The sequence below is a fragment of the Streptomyces sp. NWU339 genome, from assembly GCF_003143855.1.
In the GTDB taxonomy this organism is placed as follows: domain Bacteria; phylum Actinomycetota; class Actinomycetes; order Streptomycetales; family Streptomycetaceae; genus Streptomyces.
Genome location: NZ_QFRK01000021.1, coordinates 34382 through 56688, shown reverse-complemented (window position 1 = coordinate 56688; position 22307 = coordinate 34382). Strand labels below are relative to the sequence as shown.

The window sequence follows — 22307 nt, the reverse complement described above, 5'->3', positions numbered from 1 at the left end:
GACAAGAACGTGGCAGGCAAACCGGTCAGGCCAGTCAACGCCATCGACCAGACCCGGCGGATGCTCTCCCTGGTGACCTACCTGCGGGAGCGCCCCGGCGCCCGGATCGAGGACGTGGCGCGCGCCTTCGGCATCACCGAGGACGAGCTGGTCTCGGACCTCGACGTGCTGCCCATGTGCGGCACCAGTTTCCGCGGCGGCGATCTGCTGGACATCGACACCGACGGGGAGCGCATCTGGTGGCACAACCCGGCCGCGCTCGGGGCGGAGGCCGCGGAGCCGCTGCGGCTCGCCGCCGACGAGGCCACCGCCCTGCTGGTCGCCGCGCGGGCCGTGGCCACGCTGCCCGGTCTGCGGGAGAGCGACCGGCAGGCGCTGCTGCGGGCCACCGCCAAGGTGGAGGCGGCGGCCGGTGAGGCGGCGGGCGCCAGTTCCCGGCTGTCGGTGACCTTCGAGTCCGAAGGCGGCGTGTTCGCGGACGTCGACCGGGCCATCGCCGAGCGCCGCAGGCTCTGGATCCGCTACTACTCGCCCGCGCGCGACGAGCTCACCGAGCGTGAGATCGATCCCATTCGCCTGGTCAGCGTCGGGCACACCTATGTCGAGGCCTGGTGCCGTCGCTCCGAGGCACGGCGCACGTTCCGGCTCGACCGGGTCGCCGAGATCCGCATCCTCGACGAACCGTCCGCGCCGCCCGAGGTCGAACTGCGGGACCTGTCGGAGGGGCTGGTGCAGCCGGCCGCGGAGGACCCGGAGGTCGTGGTCGAGGTGGGGCCGGGCGGGCGCTGGGTCGCCGAGTACTACCCGCACGACAGCGCGGATGAGCTGGCCGACGGCGGGCTGCGTATCACCTTGCGGACGCCCGACCCGGCGTCGCTGAGACGGCTGGCGCTGCGGCTCGGGCGGGACGGCCGGATCGTCGCGCCGCACGATCTCGCCGAGAGTGCCCGGCGGGCGGCCCGCGAGGCGCTGGCGGCGTACGACGGGGCCGAGGCGGCCGGATGAGCGGACCGCGCGCCGTACGCGTGGTCCGGGGCGGGCAGGACGACAGGCAGGAGCGAGGACTGTGAGCGAGTCGGCGACCTCTGGTGTTCGGGGCATGACGGTGGCGTCCGCGTTCTCCGGGATGAGAAGCGTGGCGCCGGTCGTGTTCCGGGCGGGCTGCCCGGACTGCAGGGGGCGTTTCGAGCTCGCCGCGAGCGCGCTGCGTCTGGTCATAGGCGCCAGCAGACGGACCACCTTCTACTCGTTCACCTGCCCGGCGTGCGAGACCGCGGTCCGCAAGCCGGCCGGGGAGCGGGTCGTCGAACTGCTCACCGGCGGCGGGGTCAGCACCCTGCGGCTGCACTCCACCGCGTAGGACCTCCGTGGCGGGACGGTCTAGGCTCGACCCCATGTTCTGGCCGATGTTCGCGGTTGCTGTGGGGTTCCTGGGTCTTGTGGTGCTCGGGGTGTTCGCCGTACGGGTCTTCGTCGAGGCGGAGCGGCTCGGCAGACAGGTCGGTGAATCGGCGCGGCGCATCAGCCGGGCCGCGGAGGACCTGGAGCGGGCGGCGACCGGCGCGGCCCGTTCCGCGGAGGCCCTCTGACCGGTGCCCGGACCGCCCTCCTGGCCGCTTCGCCCTGTCACCCTGCCGACGCGGGCGGGTACGCTGGCTGACCGCGGCCCGGAGAACGAGGCCCGGACCGCGGACGGGAGTACGCACGGGGATAGCCTCACGTTCACCCCTGAGCGTTACGATCGCTGGCAACGCGATCGTCGGACGCGTGTCTGAACGGTCGTACGGTCGGGCACAACAGCACCCACCCCCCAGCAGCCTCGGTGAGAAGGTAAACACTTATGTTCGGTGGCAAGATCGGCACCCCCGAGATCATTCTCATCCTCGTCGTCGTCATCCTGCTGTTCGGTGCGAAGAAGCTTCCGGACATGGCGCGGTCCCTCGGCAAGTCCGCCCGCATCCTCAAGAGCGAGGCGAAGGCCATGAAGGAGGACAAGGGGGACAAGTCCTCCGCCCCCGCCGACCCGCCCGCCCCCGGCGACGAGTCCTCGGCGCAGCGCACCATCCAGGCCGCCCCCGGTGACGTGACCAGCTCCCGTCCCGTCACGGAGCCGACGGACACGACCAAGCGCTGACGCAGGGCCGGACGATCTCCGGCCCGCCGCACGAGATGGGAACGTGGGTTGCTCAAGTCTGCCCGCAAGCAGGAGAGGGATCCCGAGGGACGGATGCCCCTCGCGGAGCATCTTCGTGAACTCCGCAACCGGCTCGCGAAGGCGCTGCTGGGCATCGTCCTGGTGACGATCGGCGCGGCCTTCTTCTACTACGACATCATCAACTTCTTCACCGAACCGGTGCTCAAGTCGGTCGGATGCGGCCAGTCCTTCGAGGAACTGGCCCGCTCGACGCAGGCCAAGGAGCAGCCGTGCGCGATGATCACGATCAACGGCCTGCTCACGCCGTTCACGCTGGCGCTGAAGGTCTCCCTGACGGCCGGTGTCGTACTGGCCTCGCCGGTCTGGCTGTACCAGTTGTGGTCCTTCGTCGCCCCCGGACTGCACAAGCACGAGAAGAAGTACGCCTACGGGTTCGTCGCCACGGGCTTCCCGCTCTTCCTGGGCGGTGCCTACTTCGCCTACCGGGTGCTGCCGACCACGGCGAAGGTGCTCATCGAGTTCACGCCGTTCGGCGTCGACAACCTGCTGCCGCTCGACGACCTGCTCGACCTCGTCACGCGCATGGTGGTCGTCTTCGGCCTCTCCTTCGAGCTGCCGCTGCTGCTGGTCATGCTCAACTTCAGCGGGGTGCTGACCGGCAAGCGCATGCTCGGCTGGTGGCGCGGCATGATCATGGGCATCACGTTGTTCGCGGCCCTCGCCACCCCCAGTACGGACCCGCTGACCATGATCATGCTCGCCGCGCCGATCTGGATCCTGTACTTCGGTGCCGTCGGCGTCTCCCTGTTCAACGACCGCCGCAGGCGCCGCCTGGAGGCGATGGGCCCCGCCGACGACGAGGCCTCCGAGCTGGACCTCACCCCCGAGGACATCGGCGAGGTCGAACCCGTCTCGGCCCGGCGCGCCCTGCCCGAGCAGGGGGGAACGGACCGGGTCAACGGTTATGACGACGTGACCTGAGGACCGGGTCGAAGCTCGTAAGGTCACTTCCGTGACCAGCGAGATCACCCTCTTCGTCAACCCCACCGCGGGTCGCGGCCGGGGCGCCCGTGCGGCGCGACCGGCCGCTTCCGCGTTGCGTGCGGCCGGTTTCTCCGTGCGGACCGTTCTCGGCGAGGACGCGGCGGACGCGCTCGCCCGCGCTCGGGGCGCCGTCGAGGAGGGCACCGGCGCCCTGATCGCCGTCGGCGGGGACGGCATGGTGAACCTGGCCCTGCAGGCCGTCGTCGGGACCGGCACCCCGCTCGGCCTGATCGCCGTCGGCACCGGCAACGACTTCGCCCGCTCGCTGGGCATGCCCCTGCGGGAACCGGCCGCCGCGGGCCGGATGATCGCCGACGCCCTCAAGTGCGGACGGGTGCGCGACATCGACCTGGGACGGGTCGGCGACCGCTGGTTCGGCGCCGTCCTCGCCTCCGGGTTCGACTCCCGGGTCAACGACCGCGGCAACCGGATGCGGCTGCCGGCGGGGCGCTTCAAGTACGACCTCGCCGTCGTCGCCGAGCTCGCGGCGCTGCGCCCGATCCCGTACCGGATCACCCTCGACGACGGCGAGGTCCGCGAGATCGAGGCGACGCTGGTCGCCGTCGGCAACGGGGCGTCGTACGGCGGCGGCATGCGGATCTGCCCCGGCGCCGACCTCACGGACGGGCTGTTCGACGTCACCGTGGTCGGTGACTGCGGCCGGGCCAGGCTGCTGCGGGTGTTCCCGACGGTGTACCGGGGCACCCACGTCCACCTTCCCGAGGTCAGCGTGTTCCGGGCGTCGCGGGTGGAGCTGGCGGCCGAGGAGGTCACCGGATACGCGGACGGCGAGCCGGTCGGGCCGCTGCCGCTGACCGCGCGCTGTGTCCGTGGCGCGGTACGGGTCGTGGGCCCCTGAGCTGGGCGTACCGCGGGCCCGACGGGAACGGATCCGGATAATGATCGTCCTGTTGTCAGTGCGGCCCGGTACGCTCGAGAGCACGATGACAGAGGATCTCTCACCGGCCGAGCGGTATGCGGCAGCACGCAGGCGCGCTGCCGAGCAGGCCACCGCACTCGCCTCCTTCCGCGAGATGTACGACTTCGGCCTCGACCCCTTCCAGATCGAGGCCTGCCAGGCGCTCGAAGCGGGGAAGGGCGTGCTGGTGGCCGCGCCCACCGGCTCCGGCAAGACGATCGTCGGCGAGTTCGCCGTCCACCTCGCCCTCCAGCAGGGCAAGAAGTGCTTCTACACGACGCCCATCAAGGCGCTCTCGAACCAGAAGTACACCGATCTGTGCCGCCGTTACGGCACCGACAAGGTCGGTCTGCTCACCGGCGACAACAGCGTCAACTCCGGAGCCCCCGTGGTCGTGATGACCACCGAGGTGCTGCGGAACATGCTGTACGCGGGCTCGCAGACGCTCCTCGGCCTCGGGTACGTGGTCATGGACGAGGTGCACTACCTCTCCGACCGCTTCCGGGGCGCCGTCTGGGAGGAAGTGATCATCCACCTCCCCGAGTCGGTGACCCTGGTGTCACTGTCGGCGACGGTGTCGAACGCCGAGGAGTTCGGCGACTGGCTGGACACCGTCCGCGGCGACACCGAGGTGATCGTCTCCGAGCACCGGCCCGTGCCGTTGTTCCAGCACGTGCTTGCCGGGCGCCGGATCTACGACCTGTTCGAGGAGGGCGAGGGCCACAAGAAGGCCGTGAACCCCGACCTCGTGCGGATGGCCCGGATGGAGGCCACCCGCCCGTCGTGGGGCGACCGGCGCCGCGGCCGCGCCATGCGTGAGGCGGACCGGGAGCGTGAGCGCAGACAGCGCTCACGGGTCTGGACACCGGGCCGCCCCGAGGTGATCGAGCGGCTCGACGCCCAGGGACTGCTGCCCGCCATCACCTTCATCTTCAGCCGTGCCGCCTGCGAGGCCGCCGTCCAGCAGTGCCTGTACGCGGGCCTCAGGCTCAACGACGACCAGGCGCGGGAGCAGGTCCGCTCCCTCGTCGAGGAGCGCACCGCCTCCATTCCGGCCGAGGACCTGCACGTCCTCGGCTACTACGAGTGGCTGGAGGGCCTGGAGCGCGGCATCGCGGCCCACCACGCGGGCATGCTGCCGACGTTCAAGGAGGTCGTCGAGGAACTGTTCGTCCGCGGCCTGGTCAAGGCGGTCTTCGCGACCGAGACCCTCGCCCTCGGCATCAACATGCCCGCCCGCTCGGTGGTGCTGGAGAAGCTCGTCAAGTGGAACGGCGAGCAGCACGCCGACATCACCCCCGGCGAGTACACCCAGTTGACCGGCCGGGCCGGCCGGCGCGGCATCGACGTCGAGGGCCACGCGGTCGTGCTGTGGCAGCGCGGCATGAACCCCGAACACCTCGCGGGACTGGCCGGCACGCGTACGTATCCGCTGCGGTCCAGCTTCAAGCCGTCGTACAACATGGCGGTCAACCTGGTCGAGCAGTTCGGCCGGCACCGCTCGCGCGAGCTGCTGGAGACGTCGTTCGCGCAGTTCCAGGCGGACAAGTCGGTGGTCGGCATCTCGCGGCAGGTGCAGCGCAACGAGGAGGGCCTCGAGGGCTACCAGGCCTCCATGACCTGCCACCTCGGTGACTTCGAGGAGTACGCGCGGCTGCGCCGCGAGCTCAAGGACCGGGAGACGGAGCTGGCCCGCGAGGGCGTGGCGCAGCGGCGCGCGGAGGCGGCCGTCGCGCTGGAGAAGCTCAAGCCCGGTGACGTCATCCACGTGCCCACCGGCAAGTACGCGGGACTGGCGCTGGTCCTCGACCCGGGACTGCCCGCGGGCCGTGCGGGCGGCCAGCGCGGCGTCGAGTACCACGACGGCCCGCGCCCCCTGGTGCTGACCGCGGAGCGGCAGGTCAAGCGGCTGGCGTCGATCGACTTCCCGGTGCCCGTCGAGGCGCTGGAGCGGATGCGCATCCCGAAGTCGTTCAACGCGCGCTCACCGCAGTCCCGTCGGGACCTGGCGTCCGCCCTGCGCACCAAGGCCGGGCACATCGTGCCGGATCGGCACCGCAAGCGGCGTTCCCAGGCGGCCGACGACCGGGAGATCACCCGGCTGCGCAAGGAGATCCGGGCGCATCCGTGCCACGGCTGCGACGACCGGGAGGACCACGCCCGCTGGGCCGAGCGCTACCACCGGCTGCGGCGGGACACCGCGCAGCTGGAGCGGCGCATCGAGGGCCGGACGAACACCATCGCCCGCACCTTCGACCGCATCGTCGCCCTGCTGACCGAGTTGGACTATCTGCGGGGCGACGAGGTCACCGAGCACGGCAAGCGGCTCGCCCGGCTGTACGGCGAACTCGACCTGCTGGCCAGCGAATGCCTGCGCGAGGGCGTCTGGGAGCAGCTGAGTCCGGCCGAACTGGCCGCCTGTGTCTCGGCACTGGTGTACGAGGCCCGGGTCAGCGACGACGCGATGGCGCCCAAGGTGCCCACCGGCAAGGCGAAGGCCGCGCTCGGTGAGATGGTCCGCATCTGGGGGCGCCTCGACGCCCTGGAGGAGGACTTCCGGATCACCCAGACCGAGGGCGTGGGACAGCGCGAGCCCGACCTCGGCTTCGCCTGGGCCGCCTACATGTGGGCGTCCGGCAAGGGCCTCGACGAGGTGCTGCGCGAGGCGGAGATGCCGGCGGGGGACTTCGTGCGCTGGTGCAAGCAGGTCATCGACGTGCTGGGCCAGATCTCGGCCGCTGCACCGGCGGTGGAGGGCTCGACGGTCGCGAAGAACGCCCGCAGGGCGGTGGACGCGCTGCTGAGGGGAGTGGTGGCCTACTCGTCCGTGGGCTGACCATCCCGGCGCTCCACCCCGCCCGGTCCCGGCCCTGACCGGCCCGTCCGGTACGCCGTGAAGCCCGGCGCGCTCCGTGCGCGCCGGGCTTCTGCGTCCGGTGCGCCCCTGCCGGGAGCATGACGTGGTGATTCCGTGGGCAGAAACGGGACCCGCACGGACCCGGCACCACCGCGGGCTCCTCCGACGAGCACGCCCCGGGCACCTCGCCCCTTCCTCGCGACACCGCGCGGCGCGGGCGCCCTTCACTCCTCACGGTGAGTGAATCCCGCACGCTCGCGCGTCGTCACACATGGTGTTCGACCGGAATCCCAGCGTGTAAATGGGTCCGAGGGTACTCCTGTCCCATTGGTCATTTCCGGCACTCGCTGAATATGACACGGCGATGATCCGGTCGGACTAAGCTCGCCCGCAGCGCACCGAGTTGGGGTGAATTCGTGCGCTTGTTCCCCGTTGTGTGGATGTCTTACGCGGTTTCCTGATCCATCACCTCCCGTATGTCCCCCCGACCACCAGCCGATTCGTTTCAGAGGCCTACATGGTGAGTGTCCAATCCCCGCCCGTTCGCCGTGAACTTCCCTATGCGCGCGTGCTGTTGATCCCCGCCATACTGATGGCCGCGGCAACCGGAGCCGCCGTCGCCCTGGTGACGGAGCCCGCCCGGATCGCCGTCGGTGCGTGCGGCGCCCTCGCCACCCTGCTGGTGACCGCCGCCGCAGCCGAGGCGGTACGCCGCGGCCGACTCCTGCGGGACGAGCGTGCCGGGCACGATCGTCACCGTGCGTATCTGGAGGCGCGGATCGCCGCCCACGACACGGAGACGCTGCACTTCGCGGACGCCGTCGTACCCGAGGCCCTGGACTTCCTGCACCGCGGAAACACCCCCAGGGAAGTGCTTCTCCACCTCAAGGAGGTCAACCCGGCCTGGCGTGATCTGCCCCAGTACCAGATCAAACTCCTCAAGACGATGCTGAAGATCATCGACGACGAGGAAGCACTGCGCGACTCCTCCCAGCGCTCCTTCGTCAGCATCGCCCGCCGCGTCCAGGCGATCGTCCATCAGCAGGCCAAGGAACTGCGGGAGATGGAGGAGGACCACGGCCGCAACCCCGAGGTCTTCGACGACCTGCTCCGCATCGACCACGGCACCGCGATGATCGGCCGTCTCGCCGACTCCATCTCCGTACTCGGCGGCGGCCGCCCCGGACGTCAGTGGCCCCAGCCGGTCGCCCTCTACAGCGTGCTGCGCGGCGCCATGTCCCGCATCCTCGAGTACCGCCGCATCGACCTGAAGTCCATCGCCAAGGTCAACATCAAGGGCATCTCCGTCGAGCCCGTCATCCACGCCGTCGCCGAACTCCTCGACAACGCCACGCGGTACTCGCCGCCCCACACCAAGGTCCACGTCACCGCCATCGAGGTGCAGACCGGCGTCGCCATCGAGATCGAGGACGCCGGGGTCAGCCTCGACGAGCAGGCCCGGACCCGGATCGAGACCAAGCTGGAGCAGGCCAAGGCCGGCGTCGACCTCCAGGACCTCGGGGTGAGCCCGCGCCTGGGCCTCGCCGTCATCGGCCGGCTCTGCTCCGGCTACGACATGCAGGTCTCGCTGCGGGCCTCCGCCTACGGCGGCGTCCGCGCCGTCCTCATCGTGCCGAGCGACATGATGACCACCGAACCCGGCGTCGGCCTCGCCCACGGCATCGGGGCGACCGCGGTGCCCATGCAGATCGACGCGCTCCCGGGCCCCGAGCGCGCCCCCAAGAAGCGCCGCCCCACCAGCCCGACCATCCCCACCACCGTCTCCATGGAGGACGAGGTCCCCGTGGTCACCGAGTGGACCGCGGGCGGCCTGCCGCAGCGCCGCAGCCGGGTGAAGACCCCGTTGTCCCAGCGGTACGCCGAACAGGCCGCCGCCGAACGGGCCGAACGGGAGGCCGCCGAGCGGGGCGAGACCGCCCGGTCCCCCTGGGCGACGCCCGAATCCGAGCCCGCGAAGCCGAAGGACGACCGCGAACCCGGGCTGTGGGTCGACGCGTTCTGGGACGGTCTGAAGAAGGACCTCGAACCCGGCGTCCACCCCACCGACTTCACCCGGAACCCGACCGCGTACCTGCATCTGATCAACGAACCGGCCCGTACCGAGGCCGACGACGAGGGGGACCTGAAGTGATCCAGCAACGCGCCAACTTCGACTGGATGCTCAAGGAGCTCGCCGACGGCGTACCCGGCGTCGAGATGATCGTGGTGCTCTCGGCGGACGGCCTGCGCATCGCCCGCTTCGGCGGCGAGCCGGACGCCGCCGACCGGGTCGCCGCGGCCTGCGCCGGCGTGCAGAGCCTCGCCGGTGCCGTCGCCGGGGAACTCCCGTGCAGCGACGGCGAGATGAAGATGGTGATCATCGAGATCAACGGCGGCTACTTCTACCTGATGGCCGCCGGCGCCAACGCCTACCTCGCGGTGCTCTCCGACATGACCTGCGAACCCGGGCGGATGGGGGCCATGATGCGCGACCTCGTCGTCCGCATTGGCGCCCACCTCACCAGCCCGCCCCGCCGGAACGGGCAGACCGTATGACGCCTCCGCAACGCCAGAGGCGCACCCCCAGGGAGGGCCCCCCTCCGAAACCGGCCCAGGCCAAGGACGGCGAGCTGCCCAACCCGGAACGGCTGTACGTCGTCGCCGGGGCGGACGGGAACCGCGCGAACCTCGACCTCGTCACGCTGATCGTGGCGCGGGTCGAGGACCCGCCGCCCTCCGCCACGCCCGAGCAGGCGGCACTGCTCCGGCTCTGTGCCGCCCCCCTGTCCGTGGCCGAGCTGTCGGCCTATCTCAGCCTGCCGTTCAGCGTGGTGACCGTGCTGCTCACCGAGATGCTGACGGCGGAACTGGTGCAGGCGCGCGCCCCGATCGCCCGTCAGGCGCTCCCCGACCGTTCCCTTCTCGAAGCGGTGATGCATGGACTTCAAAGGCTCTGAGACCATCCCGGGCCCACGGACCGAGGATCAGCTGCCGCACACGGCCGAGGCCGCGGCGAAGATCGTCATCGTGGGCGGGTTCGGGGTCGGCAAGACGACCATGGTCGGGTCGGTCAGCGAGATCAAACCGCTGACCACCGAGGAGACCATGACCCAGGCCGGCGTCGGAGTCGACGACAACTTCGGTTCCGCGACCAAGACGGCCACCACGGTGGCCATGGACTTCGGCCGCATCAAGATCACCGACCAGCTGGTGCTCTACCTCTTCGGCACCCCGGGCCAGGAGCGGTTCTGGTTCCTGTGGAACGGGCTGTTCGAGGGAGCGCTCGGCGCGGTGGTGCTGGTCGACACGCGGCGCCTCGAAGTCAGCTTCGACGTCATGGGGCGGCTGGAGGAACGCGGGGTGCCGTTCGTCGTCGCCGTCAACTCCTTCCCGGACGCGCCCCGTTACCCGCTGAAGGATCTGCGTACGGCGCTCGACCTGTCCGAGGACATCCCCATCATGGAGTGCGATGTGCGACGCCGGACCTCCAGCCGGGACGTCCTGATGACGCTGATGCGGTTCCTGCACTCGCTCGCCATGACGGGTTCGCTCGCCTGACACCCGCCGTCCGGTCCGCCCCTTCGCGACGTGTGCCCCGAACCGCCTCACCCCCGCCCCTGCTCTCCCTCCCTTTCCGGAGCGACCACTGTGACGCCTGAATCCCACTCCCCGGCCGGAACGGACGCCCCCCGGCTCGGCCCGCCCCCCGGCTGCCCCGCGCACGGCCTGGGCCCCGGGGGGCTGCCCCGGCTGCACGAGTCGGCGGACCTGAAGAAGCTGTACGAGGAACTCCGCGCCGAACACGGCCCCGTGGCCCCGGCGCTGCTCCACGACGACGTGCCCGTGTGGGTGGTCCTCGGTCACGCCGAGAACCTGCACATGGTGCGCACCCCCGCGCAGTACACCAAGGACAGCCGTATCTGGTCCCCGCTCCGGGACGGCCTGGTCAAACCCGACCACCCGCTGATGCCGCACATCGCCTGGCAGCCGATGTGCGCCCACGCCGAGGGCGACGAACACAAGCGGCTGCGCGGCGTGATCGACTTCGCCGTGTCGACCATCGACTTCCGCAGTCTGCGCCGACACATCAACCGCTGCACCCAGCGTCTCGTCAACCGGTTCTGCGAAGTGGGCGAGGCCGAGGTCGTCAGCCAGTTCGCCGAGCACCTGCCGATGGCCGTGATGTGCCACGTCCTGGGCATGCCCGACGAGTACAACGACCGGATGGTCGAGGCGGCCCGTGACATGCTCAGGGGCACCGAGACCGCCATCGCCAGCAACGAGTACATCATGGGCGCCCTGAGTCGGCTCACCGCGCGCCGCAGGGCGGAGCAGCGGGAGGACTTCGCCAGTCATCTCGTCACCCACTCGGCCGGGCTGACCGACGACGAGGTCAGGGAGCACCTGCGGGTGGTGCTCATCGCCGCCTACGAGTCGACGGCCAACCTCCTCGCCAACGTGCTGCGCACGGTGCTGGTCGACCCGCGTTTCCGCGCCCAGCTCAACGGCGGGCAGATGACGGTACCGGAGGCGGTCGAGCAACTGCTGTGGGACGAACCGCCGTTCAGTACCGTCTTCGCCTACTTCGCCAAGCAGGAGACGGAACTCGGCGGCCAGCGCATCCGCAAGGGCGACGGTCTGCTGTTCGCCCCCGCACCGGCCAACGCGGACCCGCGGGTCCGCCCGGACCCCACCGCCCACATGCAGGGCAACCGCTCCCACCTCGCCTTCGGCGGCGGCCCGCACGAGTGTCCCGGGCAGGACATCGGGCGCGCCATCGCCGAGGTCGGCGTCGACGCGCTGCTGATGCGGCTGCCCGACCTCGAACTCGACGTCGACGACGAGGACCTGCGCCACGCCGAGTCCATCGCCTCACGGCATCTCATCGAGCTGCCCGTCCAGTTCATGCCCAGGCCGCCCCAGGAGGTGACCCAGCAGCCGAACCACGACCACCAGCCGGCCCCGCGGCCCAACTGGCACATCGGCGCCCCCGAGCCGGAGCAGCAGGCCGCGCCGTCGCCCGCCACCCGTTCCGAGGCGGCCGACCGCCCCGAGCCGTTCGGGCACCACGACGTCCCCGCGCCGCAGCCCCCGACCCCGCCCGCGCCGCAGCCCGCCGGACCGGTGGCGGAACCGACGGCGACCGCGGCCGCCGAACCCGCCCGCCCGACCGGTGCCTGGCAGCGCTTCCTGCGGTGGTGGGGCGGCTACTGAACACGTGCCCGGTGCTCCACCGACGTAGTCGACGGACCTACCGACGGACGGGCGGGAAGTCAGGCCTGTGGAGGCCTTGCAGGACCACCTTCGGGTGGCAAGGGCCTGGGAAGCAGGGACCCGAGGGAGCGCCGCGTAGCGGTGCTGACCGAAATCGCCCGCGTTCACGCAGGTGAGGGTGTCAACGACCAGTGGCCCACTGCTCGTACGAGGTCCATGCCGCGAGCGTCCGGCGACTGCGCAGCCGGTGCTCCACACCCGTCACCGGATCGGTGAACTCCATTGTCCGCGCCAGCAGTTGCAGCGGACGCCGGAAATCACCGGCCGGGGCGGGCGCGGTCACCTCGGGATACAGCGGGTCGCCGAGGATCGGCACGCCCAGAGCGGTCATGTGCACCCGCAGCTGATGGGTCTGCCCGGTGCCGGGCACCAGCCGGTACCGGGCCAGTCCGTCCGCCCGGTGGCCCAGGAGCTCGACCCGGCTGAGGGCGTTCGGCTCACCCGCGACCTCGCGGGCGGTCAGCACCCCGCGCTCCTTCACGATCCGGCTGCGCACGGTCCGGGGCAGGGCGAGCGCGGGATCGTGCGGGGCGACGGCCTCGTACTCCTTGTGCATCCGCCGGTCCCGGAACAGCGTCTGGTACGCGCCGCGCTCCTCGGGCCGCACGGTGAACAGCACCAGCCCCGCGGTGAGCCGGTCGAGGCGGTGCGCGGCACCCAGCAGGGGGATGCCGAGCTCGCGGCGCAGCCGCGCCAGCGCGGTCTCGGCGACATGGCTGCCGCGCGGTGTGGTGGCCAGGAAATGGGGTTTGTCGGCGACGACGATGTGCTCGTCCCGGTACACGACCTCCAGCGGGAAGGGCACCGGAACCTCGGTGGGCAGTTCCCGGTGGAACCACACGTACAGCCCCGGTGCGTACGGGGCGTCTGCCGGTACGGGCCGCCCGTCCGCCCCCACGATCAGCCCCGCGTCGAACATGCCGTCGACGACACCGGCGCCGACCGGGAGCCGGGCCACCAGATGCTCCCGCACGGTGGCCCCCGGCCCCGCCGCGGGCAGCCTCAGCCGCACCGGGTCCACACCGTCGCGCTGCGGCAGCGGGGAGGGCGGGAGGATCCGGCGTCTGCGTCTCACGAGGGCCAAGGCTACGGGGCTACACGTCCGCCCCGCCCTCCTCCTCCCGCCGTACCGCCCGTTTGACCTCGGCCTCGACCACGTGACGCGGCTTTCCCTCGGCCCGCGCGAACTCGCTCACCGCCATCTGGAGGTCACGGGCGAGGTCGCGCCAGGCCCGCCAGGCGGTCTCCCAGGTACTGGTCTGCTGCGCGCTCCACCTGGTCCGGGTGGGCGGCCCATAGGTCTCCTGCAGATGGCGTACGCGGACATGCGCCTCGTCCGCCGCGCGCTGCTTGGCCACAAGTTCTTCGAAGGTGTCTGCCACGCGCCCGGATCCTCGGTCAGCACCCCGGCCCGGCCGACCTCGCCACGCCGCCCACCGCGGCGCGGGGCCCAGGGTTCACCCGACCGGCGCCGGAACCCGGGGCGCCCGCCCCAACCGGGCGGATCGGATGACGCCGGTTCGGGTTCCGAGTGCGGAGGGTCAGGAGGTTGCCGCCGCCTGCCGCGGCGTCTGCTCCTGCTCTGCCTCGACCTGTGTGTTCCACTCCTGCTTCGAGGCCTGCCAGCCGTCCTCGTTGTGACCGAGCCGCCAGTAGCCGGAGATCGAGAGGTCCTCGCGCGGGATCTGCCGCTCGACCCGCAGCAGCCGGCGCAGCTCCTTGACGAAGTGCGCCTCGCCGTGGACGAAGGCCTGCACCCGGCCCTCGGGGAACTCCAGGCCCCGCACGGCCTCCACCAGCGCCTCGCCGACCGGACGGTCCCCGCGGTGCAGCCAGGTGACCGCCACCTCGGAGTCGATCTTCTGCTCCTCCTGGGGGCCGTCGATCTCCACGAAGGCATGCACTCTGGCCCCGCTCGGCATCGCCTCGAGCGACCGGGCGATCGCGGGCAGCGCACTCTCGTCGCCCGCCAGCAGATGCCAGTCGGCGGCCGGGTCGGGAGCGTAGGCGCCGCCGGGCCCGGTGAGGAACACGGTCTCGCCCGGCAGGACCCGCAGGGCCCACGGACCGGCCAGCCCCTCGTCCCCGTGGATCACGAAGTCCAGGGTCAGCTCACGCTGCCCGGCGTCCCAGTGGCGCACGGTGTAGGTCCGGGTCACCGGCCACTGGTCGCGCGGGAGCTCCTCGCGGATCCGCTTCATGTCGAACGGCTCCGGGTAGGTGACACCCTCGGCCGGGAACAGCAGCTTCACGTAGTGGTCGGTGGCCGTGTCCGCCGAGAAGTCGGCCAGGCCGTCGCCGCCCAGCACCACGCGCCGCATGTGCGGGGTCAGTTGCTCGGTGCGGACCACCTGCCCGGAGTGCGGCTTGCGCGGCTGGCGTCCCGGTCGCTCTGCCATGGAGGCTCCCTGTTGCTCGGTTAGGTTTACCTAACCTAACAGCTTTGTTCAGGGAATACCTCCTGCCCGCCTGCTGCCGCCCCGGCTCGGCCCCTACCGTGCGAGGGTCGCCAGCAGCCGCTCCAGGGACCCGCCCAGGCCCCAGCGGGCCGCCAGTGCCCGTACGGCGTCCGGGTCGCGAGGCGCCCGCGGCAGCGCCGTGTCGACGTCCGGGAGCGGTACGTCGTCCGCGACCCGGACGACCTCGGGCGCGACCGCCAGGTAGGGCAGCGCCTCGGTGAGGCGCTTGCGCTGGGTCGGCGTGAGCCGGGCCCGCGGATCGTCCACCGCCGCCAGGATCCCGGCCAGGTCGCCGAACTCGGCCAGCAGCTTGGCCGCCGTCTTCTCACCGACGCCCGGCACGCCGGGCAGGCCGTCGCTCGGGTCGCCGCGCAGCAGCGCCAGATCCGCGTACCCCGCGCCGCCGACCCCGTACTTCTCGCGCAGTACGGCCTCGTCGGTGGCCTGGAGCGTGCCGACGCCCTTCAGCGGATACAGCACCCGCACCCCCCGCGCGTCGTCCACCAGCTGGTACAGGTCGCGGTCGCCGGTGACGATGTCGACCGGACCGCGCGCCCGCGCGGTGAACGTGCCGATGACGTCGTCCGCCTCGTACTCGGCGACCCCCACGCGCGCGATGCCGATGGCGTCCAGGACGGCCTCGATGACCGGCACCTGCGGGGACAGGGTGTCGGGCACCTCCTCCTCGTCGGGGCCCGACGGGCGCTCCTCGGCGACGCGGTGCGCCTTGTAGGAGGGGATCAGGTCCACCCGCCACTTCGGGCGCCAGTCTGCGTCCATGCACGCCACCAGATCGGCCGGCCGGTGGTCCTTGACCAGGCGGTCGATGAAGTCGAGCAGCCCGCGCACGGCGTTCACCGGCGTGCCGTCCGGGGCTCTGACCGAGTCCGGGACGCCGAAGTAGGCGCGGAAGTAGAGGGAGGCGGTGTCGAGGAGCATGAGTCGTCCGGTCACGTCCCGCATCATGCCGTACGCCACCGACAGCGCCCCGCAGCCGCGTGACGGTGAGCGCGGGGTGCGCGACGAGTTGCGCCCTGCGCTTCTTCTGTGAAGCAGAACACACGTTTGTGTTGGCTGAAACGGGGGAGGCGCAGGCACGGAGCGATGCCGGTTGCAGGTTCAACTGTCTTCGACGGTTCAAGACCGCGTGAGCCTACCGCCGGGCGTCGCTCCTTCCATTGCCGTCGACTCAAGAGGTACGCGTGTCAACCAGGCTAGAAGCGGAGCATCTGTACAAGGTGTTCGGCAGACGACCGGGACAGGCGGTCGAGAGACTGCGCAACGACGAGACCGACCGTGAGGAGTTGCGCGACCAGGGCACCACGGCCGCCGTGATCGATGCCTCGTTCACGGTGGAGCCGGGCGAGATCTTCGTCGTCATGGGCTTGTCCGGATCCGGCAAGTCCACTCTGCTGCGCATGCTCAACGGTCTGTCGGAGCCGACCGCCGGACAGGTGCGTTTCGGCGGTGAGGACCTCACCGCGCTGTCCGACCGGGAACTGCGCGACGTCCGTTCCAAGAAGATAAGCATGGTCTTCCAGCACTTCGCTCTCTTCCCGCACCGCAGCGTTCGCGAGAACGCCGCCTACGGACTGGAAGTGCAGGGCGTGCCCCGCGCCGAGCGCGAACGCCGCGCCGACGAGGCGCTCGCTCTGTGTGGCCTGGCCGGCTGGGAGAAGTCCTGGCCCGACGAGCTGTCCGGCGGTATGCAGCAGCGGGTGGGTCTGGCCCGCGCGCTCGCCACCGACGCCGACCTGCTGCTGATGGACGAGTCCTTCAGCGCGCTCGACCCGCTGATCCGCCGCGACATGCAGGACCAGCTGGTGGAGCTGCAGAAGAAGCTGAAGAAGACGATCGTCTTCATCACCCACGACCTCAACGAGGCCATGCGCCTGGGCGACCGCATCGCGGTGATGCGTGACGGCCGCATCGTGCAGATCGGCACCGCGCAGGACATCCTGATCCGCCCCGCCAACGACTACGTCGCCTCCTTCACCCAGGACGTCGACCGCTCCCGGGTGCTGACCGCCGGCGCCGTGATGGACCAAGAGGTGCGCGGCGACGAGGCCGACTGCGACTGCGAGACCGCGACCCCTCGGACGCCGTTCACCGAGCTGTGCGCGATCAGCGCCCGCGCGGCGCACCCCGTGGCGGTCCTCGACGGCGAGGGCGCGGTCGTCGGGGTCGTGCCCCGGCAGCGGCTCGTGGGCTTCCTCGGTGACGAGGAGGCCGCGCCCGGCACCTGCGACTCCCAGCGGGGCAAGGGCGAGAAGGTGATGGCCCGTGCCTAGGATCCCGCTCGGCGAATGGGTCAACAGCGGCGTCGACTGGCTGCTCGACAACGTGACCTGGCTGTTCGACTTCTTCAAGGCCGTCTTCACCGGCGCCTACGACGGTGTCAACGCCGTCCTGCAGGCACCGGAGCCGCTGCTGCTCGCCGGTATCTTCGCGGTGATCGCCTTCTGGCTGCGCGGCACCTTCGCCGGTGTCCTCACCTTCCTGGGATTCGCCTTCCTCGATTCCATGGAACTGTGGGCGGACTCGATGGTCACGCTGGCGCTGGTCATCGTCGCCACCGTCATCGCGCTGGTCATCGCGGTGCCCGTGGGCATCTGGGCGGCACGCTCGGACCGGGTCAGCGCCGCCGTGCGGCCGGTCCTGGACTTCATGCAGACGCTGCCCGCGATGATCTACCTGATCCCGGCGATCCTGTTCTTCGGGACCGGCCCCGCCCCCGGCGTCGTCGCCACCCTGATCTTCGCGCTCGCACCCGGCGTGCGCATGACCGAGCTGGGCATCCGCCAGGTCGACAAGGACCTCGTGGAGGCGGCCGAGGCGTTCGGCACCACGCCCCGCAACACCCTGCTGCGCGTCCAGCTGCCGCTGGCGCTGCCCACCGTGATGGCGGGCGTCAACCAGGTGATCATGCTCGGGCTGTCCATGGCCGCGATCGCGGGCATGGTCGGCACCGGCGGCCTGGGCGGCGCGGTCATCGAGGCCATCGGCCAGCTCAACATCGGTCTGGGTGCCGAGGCCGGCCTCGCCATCGTCATCCTGGCGATCTACCTCGACCGCATGACCAGTGCCCTGGGCACCCAGGTGTCCCCGCTCGGCCGCCGCGCCGCCGCCAAGGCCCGTGTCGCGCAGGGAGGACTCAAGATCTGGTCCTACCGGCCGCGTCCGCAGGTCGCCGTGATCGGCGTCGTCGTCCTCGCCCTGGTGGCCGGCGGCATGAGCATCTTCGGCGGCACCACCGGCGGCACGGACACCACGGCCGACGACAAGAACGTCGGCAAGGGCGAGAAGATCTCCATCGGTTACATCCCCTGGGACGAGGGCATCGCCTCCACCTTCCTGTGGAAGGAGGTCCTCGAGCAGCGGGGCTTCGAGGTCGAGGCCACGCAGTTCGACGCCGGCCCGCTCTACACCGCGCTCGCCCAGGGCAACATCGACTTCCAGACGGACTCGTGGCTGCCCACCACCCACGCCGAGTACTGGAAGAAGTACGGCGACCGGCTCGAGGACCTCGGCACCTGGTACGAGGAGACGTCGCTCGAACTCGCCGTGCCCGCCTACATGGAGGACTTCGACTCCCTCGAGGACCTCAAGGGCAAGGCCGGCACCTTCAACGGGAAGATCACCGGCATCGAGTCCAGCGCCGGAATGATGGGCCTGCTGAAGGACAAGGTCGTCAAGGAGTACGGCCTGGACAAGGAGTACAAGGTCGTCGACAGCTCCACGCCGGCGATGCTGGCCGAGCTCAAGCGGGCCTACAGCAAGAAGGAACCGGTCGTCGTCACGCTCTGGTCGCCGCACTGGGCGTACAGCGACTTCGACCTGAAGAAGCTGAAGGACCCCAAGGGCACCTGGGGCGAGGGTGACGGCGTGCACTCCCTGGCCCGCAAGGACTTCACCGCCGACCACCCCACCGTCGGCAAGTGGCTGAAGGACTTCTCGATGGCCGAGGAGGAACTCACCAGCCTGGAGGCCGAGATCAACAAGGCCGGCAAGGGCAAGCAGCAGGACGCCGTCCGCGCCTGGCTGAAGGACAACCCGGGCATCGTCGACAAGCTCGCGCCCGTGCAGTCGTCCGGTTCCGGTGACACTCCCGCCGAGGCGAAGCGTCCGCTGGACGTGGCCTGGTTCCCCTGGGAGGAGGACGTCGCGATCACCTACCTGTGGAAGAACGTCCTGGAGCGGCGCGGCTACACGCTGAACCTGAAGCAGATGGACGTCGGGCCGGTCTACACGGGCCTCTCCACCGGTGATCTCGACCTCAACTTCGACGCCTGGCTGCCGTACTCCCAGAAGAACTTCTACGAGCCGAACAAGGACAAACTCACCGACCTCGGTACCTGGTACGAACCGGTCTCACTGGAGGTCTCCGTCCCCTCGTACGTCAAGGACGTCAAGTCGCTCGAGGACCTCAAGGGCAAGGCCGACCTGTTCAACGGGCGGATCGTCGGCATCGAGCCGGGCACCGGCCAGATGGACCTCCTCAAGAACAAGGTCCTGCCGGCCTATGGCCTGGACAAGGAGTACAAGGCCGTCGACGGCTCCTCGCCGGCGATGCTGGCCGAGCTCAAGCGGGCCTACAGCAAGAAGGAGCCCATCGCGGTCACCCTCTGGTCGCCGCACTGAACGTACAGCGAGTACGAGCTGACCAAGCTGAAGGACCCCGAGGGCGCCTGGGGCGAGAACAACACCATCCACACCATCGCGAGCAAGAAGTTCCCCGAGCAGTACCCCGAACTCACCAAGTGGATCAAGGGATTCACGATGAGCGAGGACGAACTCGGCACGCTCGAGAAGGAGATCAAGGACCGCGGCCAGGGCCAGGAGGAGGAAGCCGTCGCCGCCTGGCTGGAGGAACACCCGGACGTGCCGGAGCGCATGACCCCGCAGTGACGGTGACGCCGCCGCGGTGACCACCGCGCCGGCCGCCACCGSCCGCCCCTCGGGCAGGTCCGGAGCACGGTGAGGATCCGGACAATCACACACCGCGAGGCCCTTCCCGGCCTCAGGGCACCTCCCCGTGACCTCCTGCCCCACTTCGGGCGACAATGGCGGAAACACCTGGCACCCTGCGCACATCGAACCGAACAGGCCGGGCGCCGGCCGGCGTGAACTGTGGGGTCGTACGCGATCGCTCATGACGCCGACGTGACAGGCGCCTGAAACGGTTTGCCGAACATGCGTAGGGTGCAGACAGCTCAAAAGAAGGAGTGCGCCGGACAGCGGCGCACGCACCGGGTACGGGACGACGGGCGAAGGAGGGAGCCGGGGCGATGGGCGACCACAAAGAGCAGCCTCTGCGGGTGGGCGCAGCCGTGCGGCGGCGACGCCGGGCGCTGGACCTCACCCTTGCCGTCGTGGCCGAGCGCAGCGGCCTGTCGGTCCCGTTCCTGAGCCAGATCGAGAACGAGCGCGCGCGCCCCAGCCAGAGCTCCCTGGAGAAGGTCGCCGACGCCCTGCGCACCACCGCGGTGGAACTGCTCGCCGCCGCCGACCCGGCGTGCAGCGTCGACGTCGTCCGCGCGGAGGACACCGAGCCGCTGCTCGAACCGCGCGTCCGGTCCCTGGTGCGCGGTCATCACCAGATGCACGCCTCCGAGTTCACCGGCGACCACGACGCCGGGCGCGAATTCCAGTTCCGCAACGACCAGTTGATGTACGTGGCGGACGGCGCCGTGGAGATCGAGGCGGAGGGCCGCGCCTACCGCCTCGGCCGCGGCGACACCCTGTACCTCACCGGAGGCGTCCGGCACCGGTGGCGGGCCACGGTCGCGGAGACCCGGCTGATCGTCGTCGCCGTCGCGGAGCACATCGAGGCGGTCCGGGACAAGCCGCGCCGATGAGTTCCGCGCGGATCGTCTCCCTCGTCCCGTCCCTGACCGAAGCCGTGGCGCTCTCCGCCCCCGGCGCCCTGGTCGGTGCCACCGACTGGTGCACCCGTCCGGCCGATCTCGACGTCGTACGGATCGGCGGTACGAAGAACCCGAAGACGGAGCGGATCGCCGCCCTCGCCCCCGACCTGGTGATCGCCAACGAGGAGGAGAACCGCCCGTCCGACCTCGCCGACCTGCGCGCGGCCGGCCTCGAGGTGCTGGTGACGGAGGTGCGGACGCTGTCCCAGGCCTTCAGCGAGCTGGCCAGGGTGCTCACGGCGTGCGGTGTGGACGCGCGCCCCCGGTGGCTGGACGAGGCCGAAGCCGCCTGGGACGCCGTGGCGCCCCCGAAGACGCGCCGGACCGCGGTCGTACCCGTCTGGCGGCGGCCCTGGATGGTGCTGGGCCGGGACACCTTCGCCGGCGATCTGCTGTCCCGCCTCGGTGTCGACCACCTCTACGCGGATCACCGGGAACGCTATCCCCGCGTCCCTCTGGACGCTTTGCGCGCGGCGGCCCCCGACCTCGTCGTGCTGCCTGACGAGCCCTACCGCTTCACCGCCGACGACGGCGCGGAAGCCTTCCCGGGAGTGCCGTGCGCGCTGGTCGGGGGTCGGCATCTCACCTGGTACGGGCCGTCGTTGGCGGAAGCCGCGACAGTGCTGCCCCAGGAGCTGCGAGCAGCGCGCCGCTGACGCACCGCCGTCAGGGCATAAGCTGACCTTATGAGCGAGACGGACGACGGCCGTGCGGGATCCAGGTCCGTGAGCGCCAGAACCCTGGCCCACCGGGTGCCGGACCTCGGGGCGCTGGAGCTGCTGCTGGCGGTGGCACGGCTCGGGAGCCTGGGCGGCGCGGCACGCGAACTGGGCATCACCCAGCCCGCGGCCAGCAGCCGGGTCCGGTCCATGGAGCGGCAGCTCGGCGTGGCACTGGTGGACCGCTCACCGCGGGGGTCGCGGCTGACCGACGCGGGCGCGTTGGTCACCGACTGGGCCAGGCGGATCGTGGAGGCGGCGGAGGCCTTCGACGCGGGGGCGCAGGCACTGCGGGACCGCCGGGACTCACGGCTGCGGGTAGCGGCGAGCATGACGATCGCCGAGTACCTGCTTCCGGGCTGGCTGCTCGCGCTGCGTTCGCAGCGGCCGGACACGGCGGTGTCGCTGCTGGCCGGCAACTCCGCGTCGGTCGCGGAGCGGCTGCTGTCGGACGAGGCGGACGTGGGTTTCGTGGAGGGGGTGACGGTGCCGCCGGGCCTGGACTCCGCGGTGATCGCCCACGACCGGCTGATCGTGGTGACGGCACCGACGCATGCCTGGGCCCGCCGCCGTCGCCCACTCGCCACCGAGGAACTGGCGACCACCCCGCTGATCCTGCGCGAGAAGGGCTCCGGCACCCGGCAGGTCCTGGACACCGCCCTGGGCGGTCTGGCCCGCCCGCTGATCGAGCTGTCGTCCACGACCGCCGTGAAGGCCGCGGCGGTGAGCGGTGCCGGCCCGGCCGTCCTCAGCGAGCTGGCCGTCGGCGAGGAGCTGGCGATGCGCCGTCTGATCCGCGTCCCCGTGCACGGCATAGCCCTGGCCCGCGACCTCCGCGCGGTCTGGCCGACCGGCCACCGCCCCACGGGGCCCGCCCGCGACCTGCTGGCCCTGACCCGCGGCTGAGCACCTGCCCGCCGTGCACCGGGGAGGGCCGAGGGAGGCGGCGGGTG

20 protein-coding genes and 1 pseudogene are annotated in these 22307 nt (G+C 71.0%); 17 read left to right on the top strand and 4 right to left on the bottom strand.

The genetic code is table 11. The features are described from left to right. The first annotated feature begins 9 nt into the window (after positions 1-9). The 12 genes from DIZ27_RS23670 (at position 10) to DIZ27_RS23615 (ending at position 12189) form a co-directional block, all read left to right on the top strand. Positions 10-1005: a YafY family protein gene (locus DIZ27_RS23670; RefSeq protein WP_109380464.1), complete on the top strand. Its 996-nt coding sequence runs from the start codon at positions 10-12 to the stop codon at positions 1003-1005. Between the two features lie 61 nt (positions 1006-1066). After that, the gene (locus tag DIZ27_RS23665; RefSeq protein ID WP_109380463.1) at positions 1067-1360 is read left to right on the top strand and encodes a hypothetical protein; all 294 of its coding nucleotides are present in this window, start codon (positions 1067-1069) and stop codon (positions 1358-1360) included. 34 nt (positions 1361-1394) lie between these two features. Then, the gene (locus tag DIZ27_RS23660) at positions 1395-1589 is read left to right on the top strand and encodes a hypothetical protein (protein WP_109380462.1); all 195 of its coding nucleotides are present in this window, start codon (positions 1395-1397) and stop codon (positions 1587-1589) included. 251 nt (positions 1590-1840) lie between these two features. Then, entirely contained in the window at positions 1841-2134 is a 294-nt protein-coding gene (tatA, locus tag DIZ27_RS23655) for a Sec-independent protein translocase subunit TatA (RefSeq protein WP_109380461.1), read from the top strand. A gap of 48 nt (positions 2135-2182) precedes the next feature. Next, on the top strand, positions 2183-3136 hold the full coding sequence (gene tatC, locus DIZ27_RS23650; RefSeq protein ID WP_109380460.1) for a twin-arginine translocase subunit TatC: 954 nt from the start codon (positions 2183-2185) through the stop codon (positions 3134-3136). A 31-nt stretch (positions 3137-3167) separates the two neighbouring features. Continuing rightward, positions 3168-4058 carry a diacylglycerol kinase gene (locus tag DIZ27_RS23645; RefSeq protein ID WP_109380459.1) on the top strand — a complete coding sequence of 297 codons (891 nt, stop codon included), beginning with the start codon at positions 3168-3170 and terminating at the stop codon, positions 4056-4058. Positions 4059-4098: 40 nt separating this feature from the next. Next, on the top strand, positions 4099-6954 hold the full coding sequence (locus tag DIZ27_RS23640) for an RNA helicase (protein ID WP_109380458.1): 2856 nt from the start codon (positions 4099-4101) through the stop codon (positions 6952-6954). Positions 6955-7492: 538 nt separating this feature from the next. Next, the gene (locus tag DIZ27_RS23635) at positions 7493-9127 is read left to right on the top strand and encodes a sensor histidine kinase KdpD (protein ID WP_181383658.1); all 1635 of its coding nucleotides are present in this window, start codon (positions 7493-7495) and stop codon (positions 9125-9127) included. Beyond that, entirely contained in the window at positions 9124-9531 is a 408-nt protein-coding gene (locus tag DIZ27_RS23630) for a roadblock/LC7 domain-containing protein (protein ID WP_109380456.1), read from the top strand. Before DIZ27_RS23635 ends, DIZ27_RS23630 begins: the two co-directional genes overlap by 4 nt. Continuing rightward, positions 9528-9932, top strand: coding sequence for a DUF742 domain-containing protein (locus DIZ27_RS23625; RefSeq protein ID WP_109380455.1), 405 nt, complete (start codon positions 9528-9530; stop codon positions 9930-9932). Before DIZ27_RS23630 ends, DIZ27_RS23625 begins: the two co-directional genes overlap by 4 nt. Then, complete coding sequence (locus DIZ27_RS23620) at positions 9913-10533, top strand: ATP/GTP-binding protein (protein ID WP_109380454.1); 621 nt, start codon at positions 9913-9915, stop codon at positions 10531-10533. Before DIZ27_RS23625 ends, DIZ27_RS23620 begins: the two co-directional genes overlap by 20 nt. A gap of 90 nt (positions 10534-10623) precedes the next feature. After that, positions 10624-12189 (top strand): cytochrome P450, encoded by a 1566-nt coding sequence (locus tag DIZ27_RS23615; RefSeq protein ID WP_109380453.1) that lies wholly within the window; start codon positions 10624-10626, stop codon positions 12187-12189. 181 nt (positions 12190-12370) lie between these two features. Here the strand turns inward: DIZ27_RS23615 and DIZ27_RS23610 are convergent, their stop codons facing one another. From DIZ27_RS23610 to DIZ27_RS23595, 4 genes are all read right to left on the bottom strand, one after another. Further along, positions 12371-13324 (bottom strand): RluA family pseudouridine synthase, encoded by a 954-nt coding sequence (locus DIZ27_RS23610; RefSeq protein WP_109380541.1) that lies wholly within the window; start codon positions 13322-13324, stop codon positions 12371-12373. A 19-nt stretch (positions 13325-13343) separates the two neighbouring features. Then, a complete protein-coding gene (locus tag DIZ27_RS23605; protein WP_109380452.1) occupies positions 13344-13631 on the bottom strand; it encodes a hypothetical protein in 288 nt (95 codons plus the stop codon). A 159-nt stretch (positions 13632-13790) separates the two neighbouring features. Beyond that, complete coding sequence (locus tag DIZ27_RS23600) at positions 13791-14648, bottom strand: siderophore-interacting protein (protein WP_109380451.1); 858 nt, start codon at positions 14646-14648, stop codon at positions 13791-13793. A gap of 93 nt (positions 14649-14741) precedes the next feature. Further along, on the bottom strand, positions 14742-15671 hold the full coding sequence (locus tag DIZ27_RS23595) for a 5'-3' exonuclease (protein ID WP_258308521.1): 930 nt from the start codon (positions 15669-15671) through the stop codon (positions 14742-14744). Between the two features lie 239 nt (positions 15672-15910). Here DIZ27_RS23595 and DIZ27_RS23590 point away from each other — a divergent pair, with 239 nt between their 5' ends. The 5 genes and pseudogenes from DIZ27_RS23590 to DIZ27_RS23570 all read left to right on the top strand — a co-directional run bounded on the left by DIZ27_RS23590 (position 15911) and on the right by DIZ27_RS23570 (position 22260). Then, positions 15911-16999: a glycine betaine/L-proline ABC transporter ATP-binding protein gene (locus tag DIZ27_RS23590; RefSeq protein WP_109380449.1), complete on the top strand. Its 1089-nt coding sequence runs from the start codon at positions 15911-15913 to the stop codon at positions 16997-16999. Next, positions 16992-19616, top strand: a pseudogene (locus DIZ27_RS23585) (ABC transporter permease/substrate binding protein). The gene DIZ27_RS23590 and the pseudogene DIZ27_RS23585 overlap by 8 nt, the downstream one beginning before the upstream one ends. Positions 19617-19996: 380 nt before the next feature. Further along, positions 19997-20566, top strand: a complete 570-nt coding sequence (locus DIZ27_RS23580; RefSeq protein ID WP_109380448.1) for a helix-turn-helix domain-containing protein — start codon at positions 19997-19999, stop codon at positions 20564-20566. Next, positions 20563-21291: a helical backbone metal receptor gene (locus tag DIZ27_RS23575; protein WP_109380447.1), complete on the top strand. Its 729-nt coding sequence runs from the start codon at positions 20563-20565 to the stop codon at positions 21289-21291. Before DIZ27_RS23580 ends, DIZ27_RS23575 begins: the two co-directional genes overlap by 4 nt. 30 nt (positions 21292-21321) lie before the next feature. Continuing rightward, positions 21322-22260, top strand: coding sequence for a LysR family transcriptional regulator (locus DIZ27_RS23570; RefSeq protein ID WP_109380446.1), 939 nt, complete (start codon positions 21322-21324; stop codon positions 22258-22260). Positions 22261-22307: the final 47 nt, after the last annotated feature.

Bases quoted from the DNA above. Each gene is read 5' to 3' on its own strand.
- DIZ27_RS23660 (WP_109380462.1), top strand. From the start codon at position 1,395: ATGTTCTGGCCGATGTTCGCGGTTGCTGTGGGGTTCCTGGGTCTTGTG.
- tatA (WP_109380461.1), top strand. From the start codon at position 1,841: ATGTTCGGTGGCAAGATCGGCACCCCCGAGATCATTCTCATCCTCGTC.
- DIZ27_RS23640 (WP_109380458.1), top strand. From the start codon at position 4,099: ATGATCGTCCTGTTGTCAGTGCGGCCCGGTACGCTCGAGAGCACGATG.
- DIZ27_RS23635 (WP_181383658.1), top strand. From the start codon at position 7,493: ATGGTGAGTGTCCAATCCCCGCCCGTTCGCCGTGAACTTCCCTATGCG.
- DIZ27_RS23625 (WP_109380455.1), top strand. From the start codon at position 9,528: ATGACGCCTCCGCAACGCCAGAGGCGCACCCCCAGGGAGGGCCCCCCT.
- DIZ27_RS23620 (WP_109380454.1), top strand. From the start codon at position 9,913: ATGGACTTCAAAGGCTCTGAGACCATCCCGGGCCCACGGACCGAGGAT.
- DIZ27_RS23600 (WP_109380451.1), bottom strand. From the start codon at position 14,648: ATGGCAGAGCGACCGGGACGCCAGCCGCGCAAGCCGCACTCCGGGCAG.
- DIZ27_RS23595 (WP_258308521.1), bottom strand. From the start codon at position 15,671: ATGCGGGACGTGACCGGACGACTCATGCTCCTCGACACCGCCTCCCTC.
- DIZ27_RS23580 (WP_109380448.1), top strand. From the start codon at position 19,997: ATGGGCGACCACAAAGAGCAGCCTCTGCGGGTGGGCGCAGCCGTGCGG.
- DIZ27_RS23575 (WP_109380447.1), top strand. From the start codon at position 20,563: ATGAGTTCCGCGCGGATCGTCTCCCTCGTCCCGTCCCTGACCGAAGCC.
- DIZ27_RS23570 (WP_109380446.1), top strand. From the start codon at position 21,322: ATGAGCGAGACGGACGACGGCCGTGCGGGATCCAGGTCCGTGAGCGCC.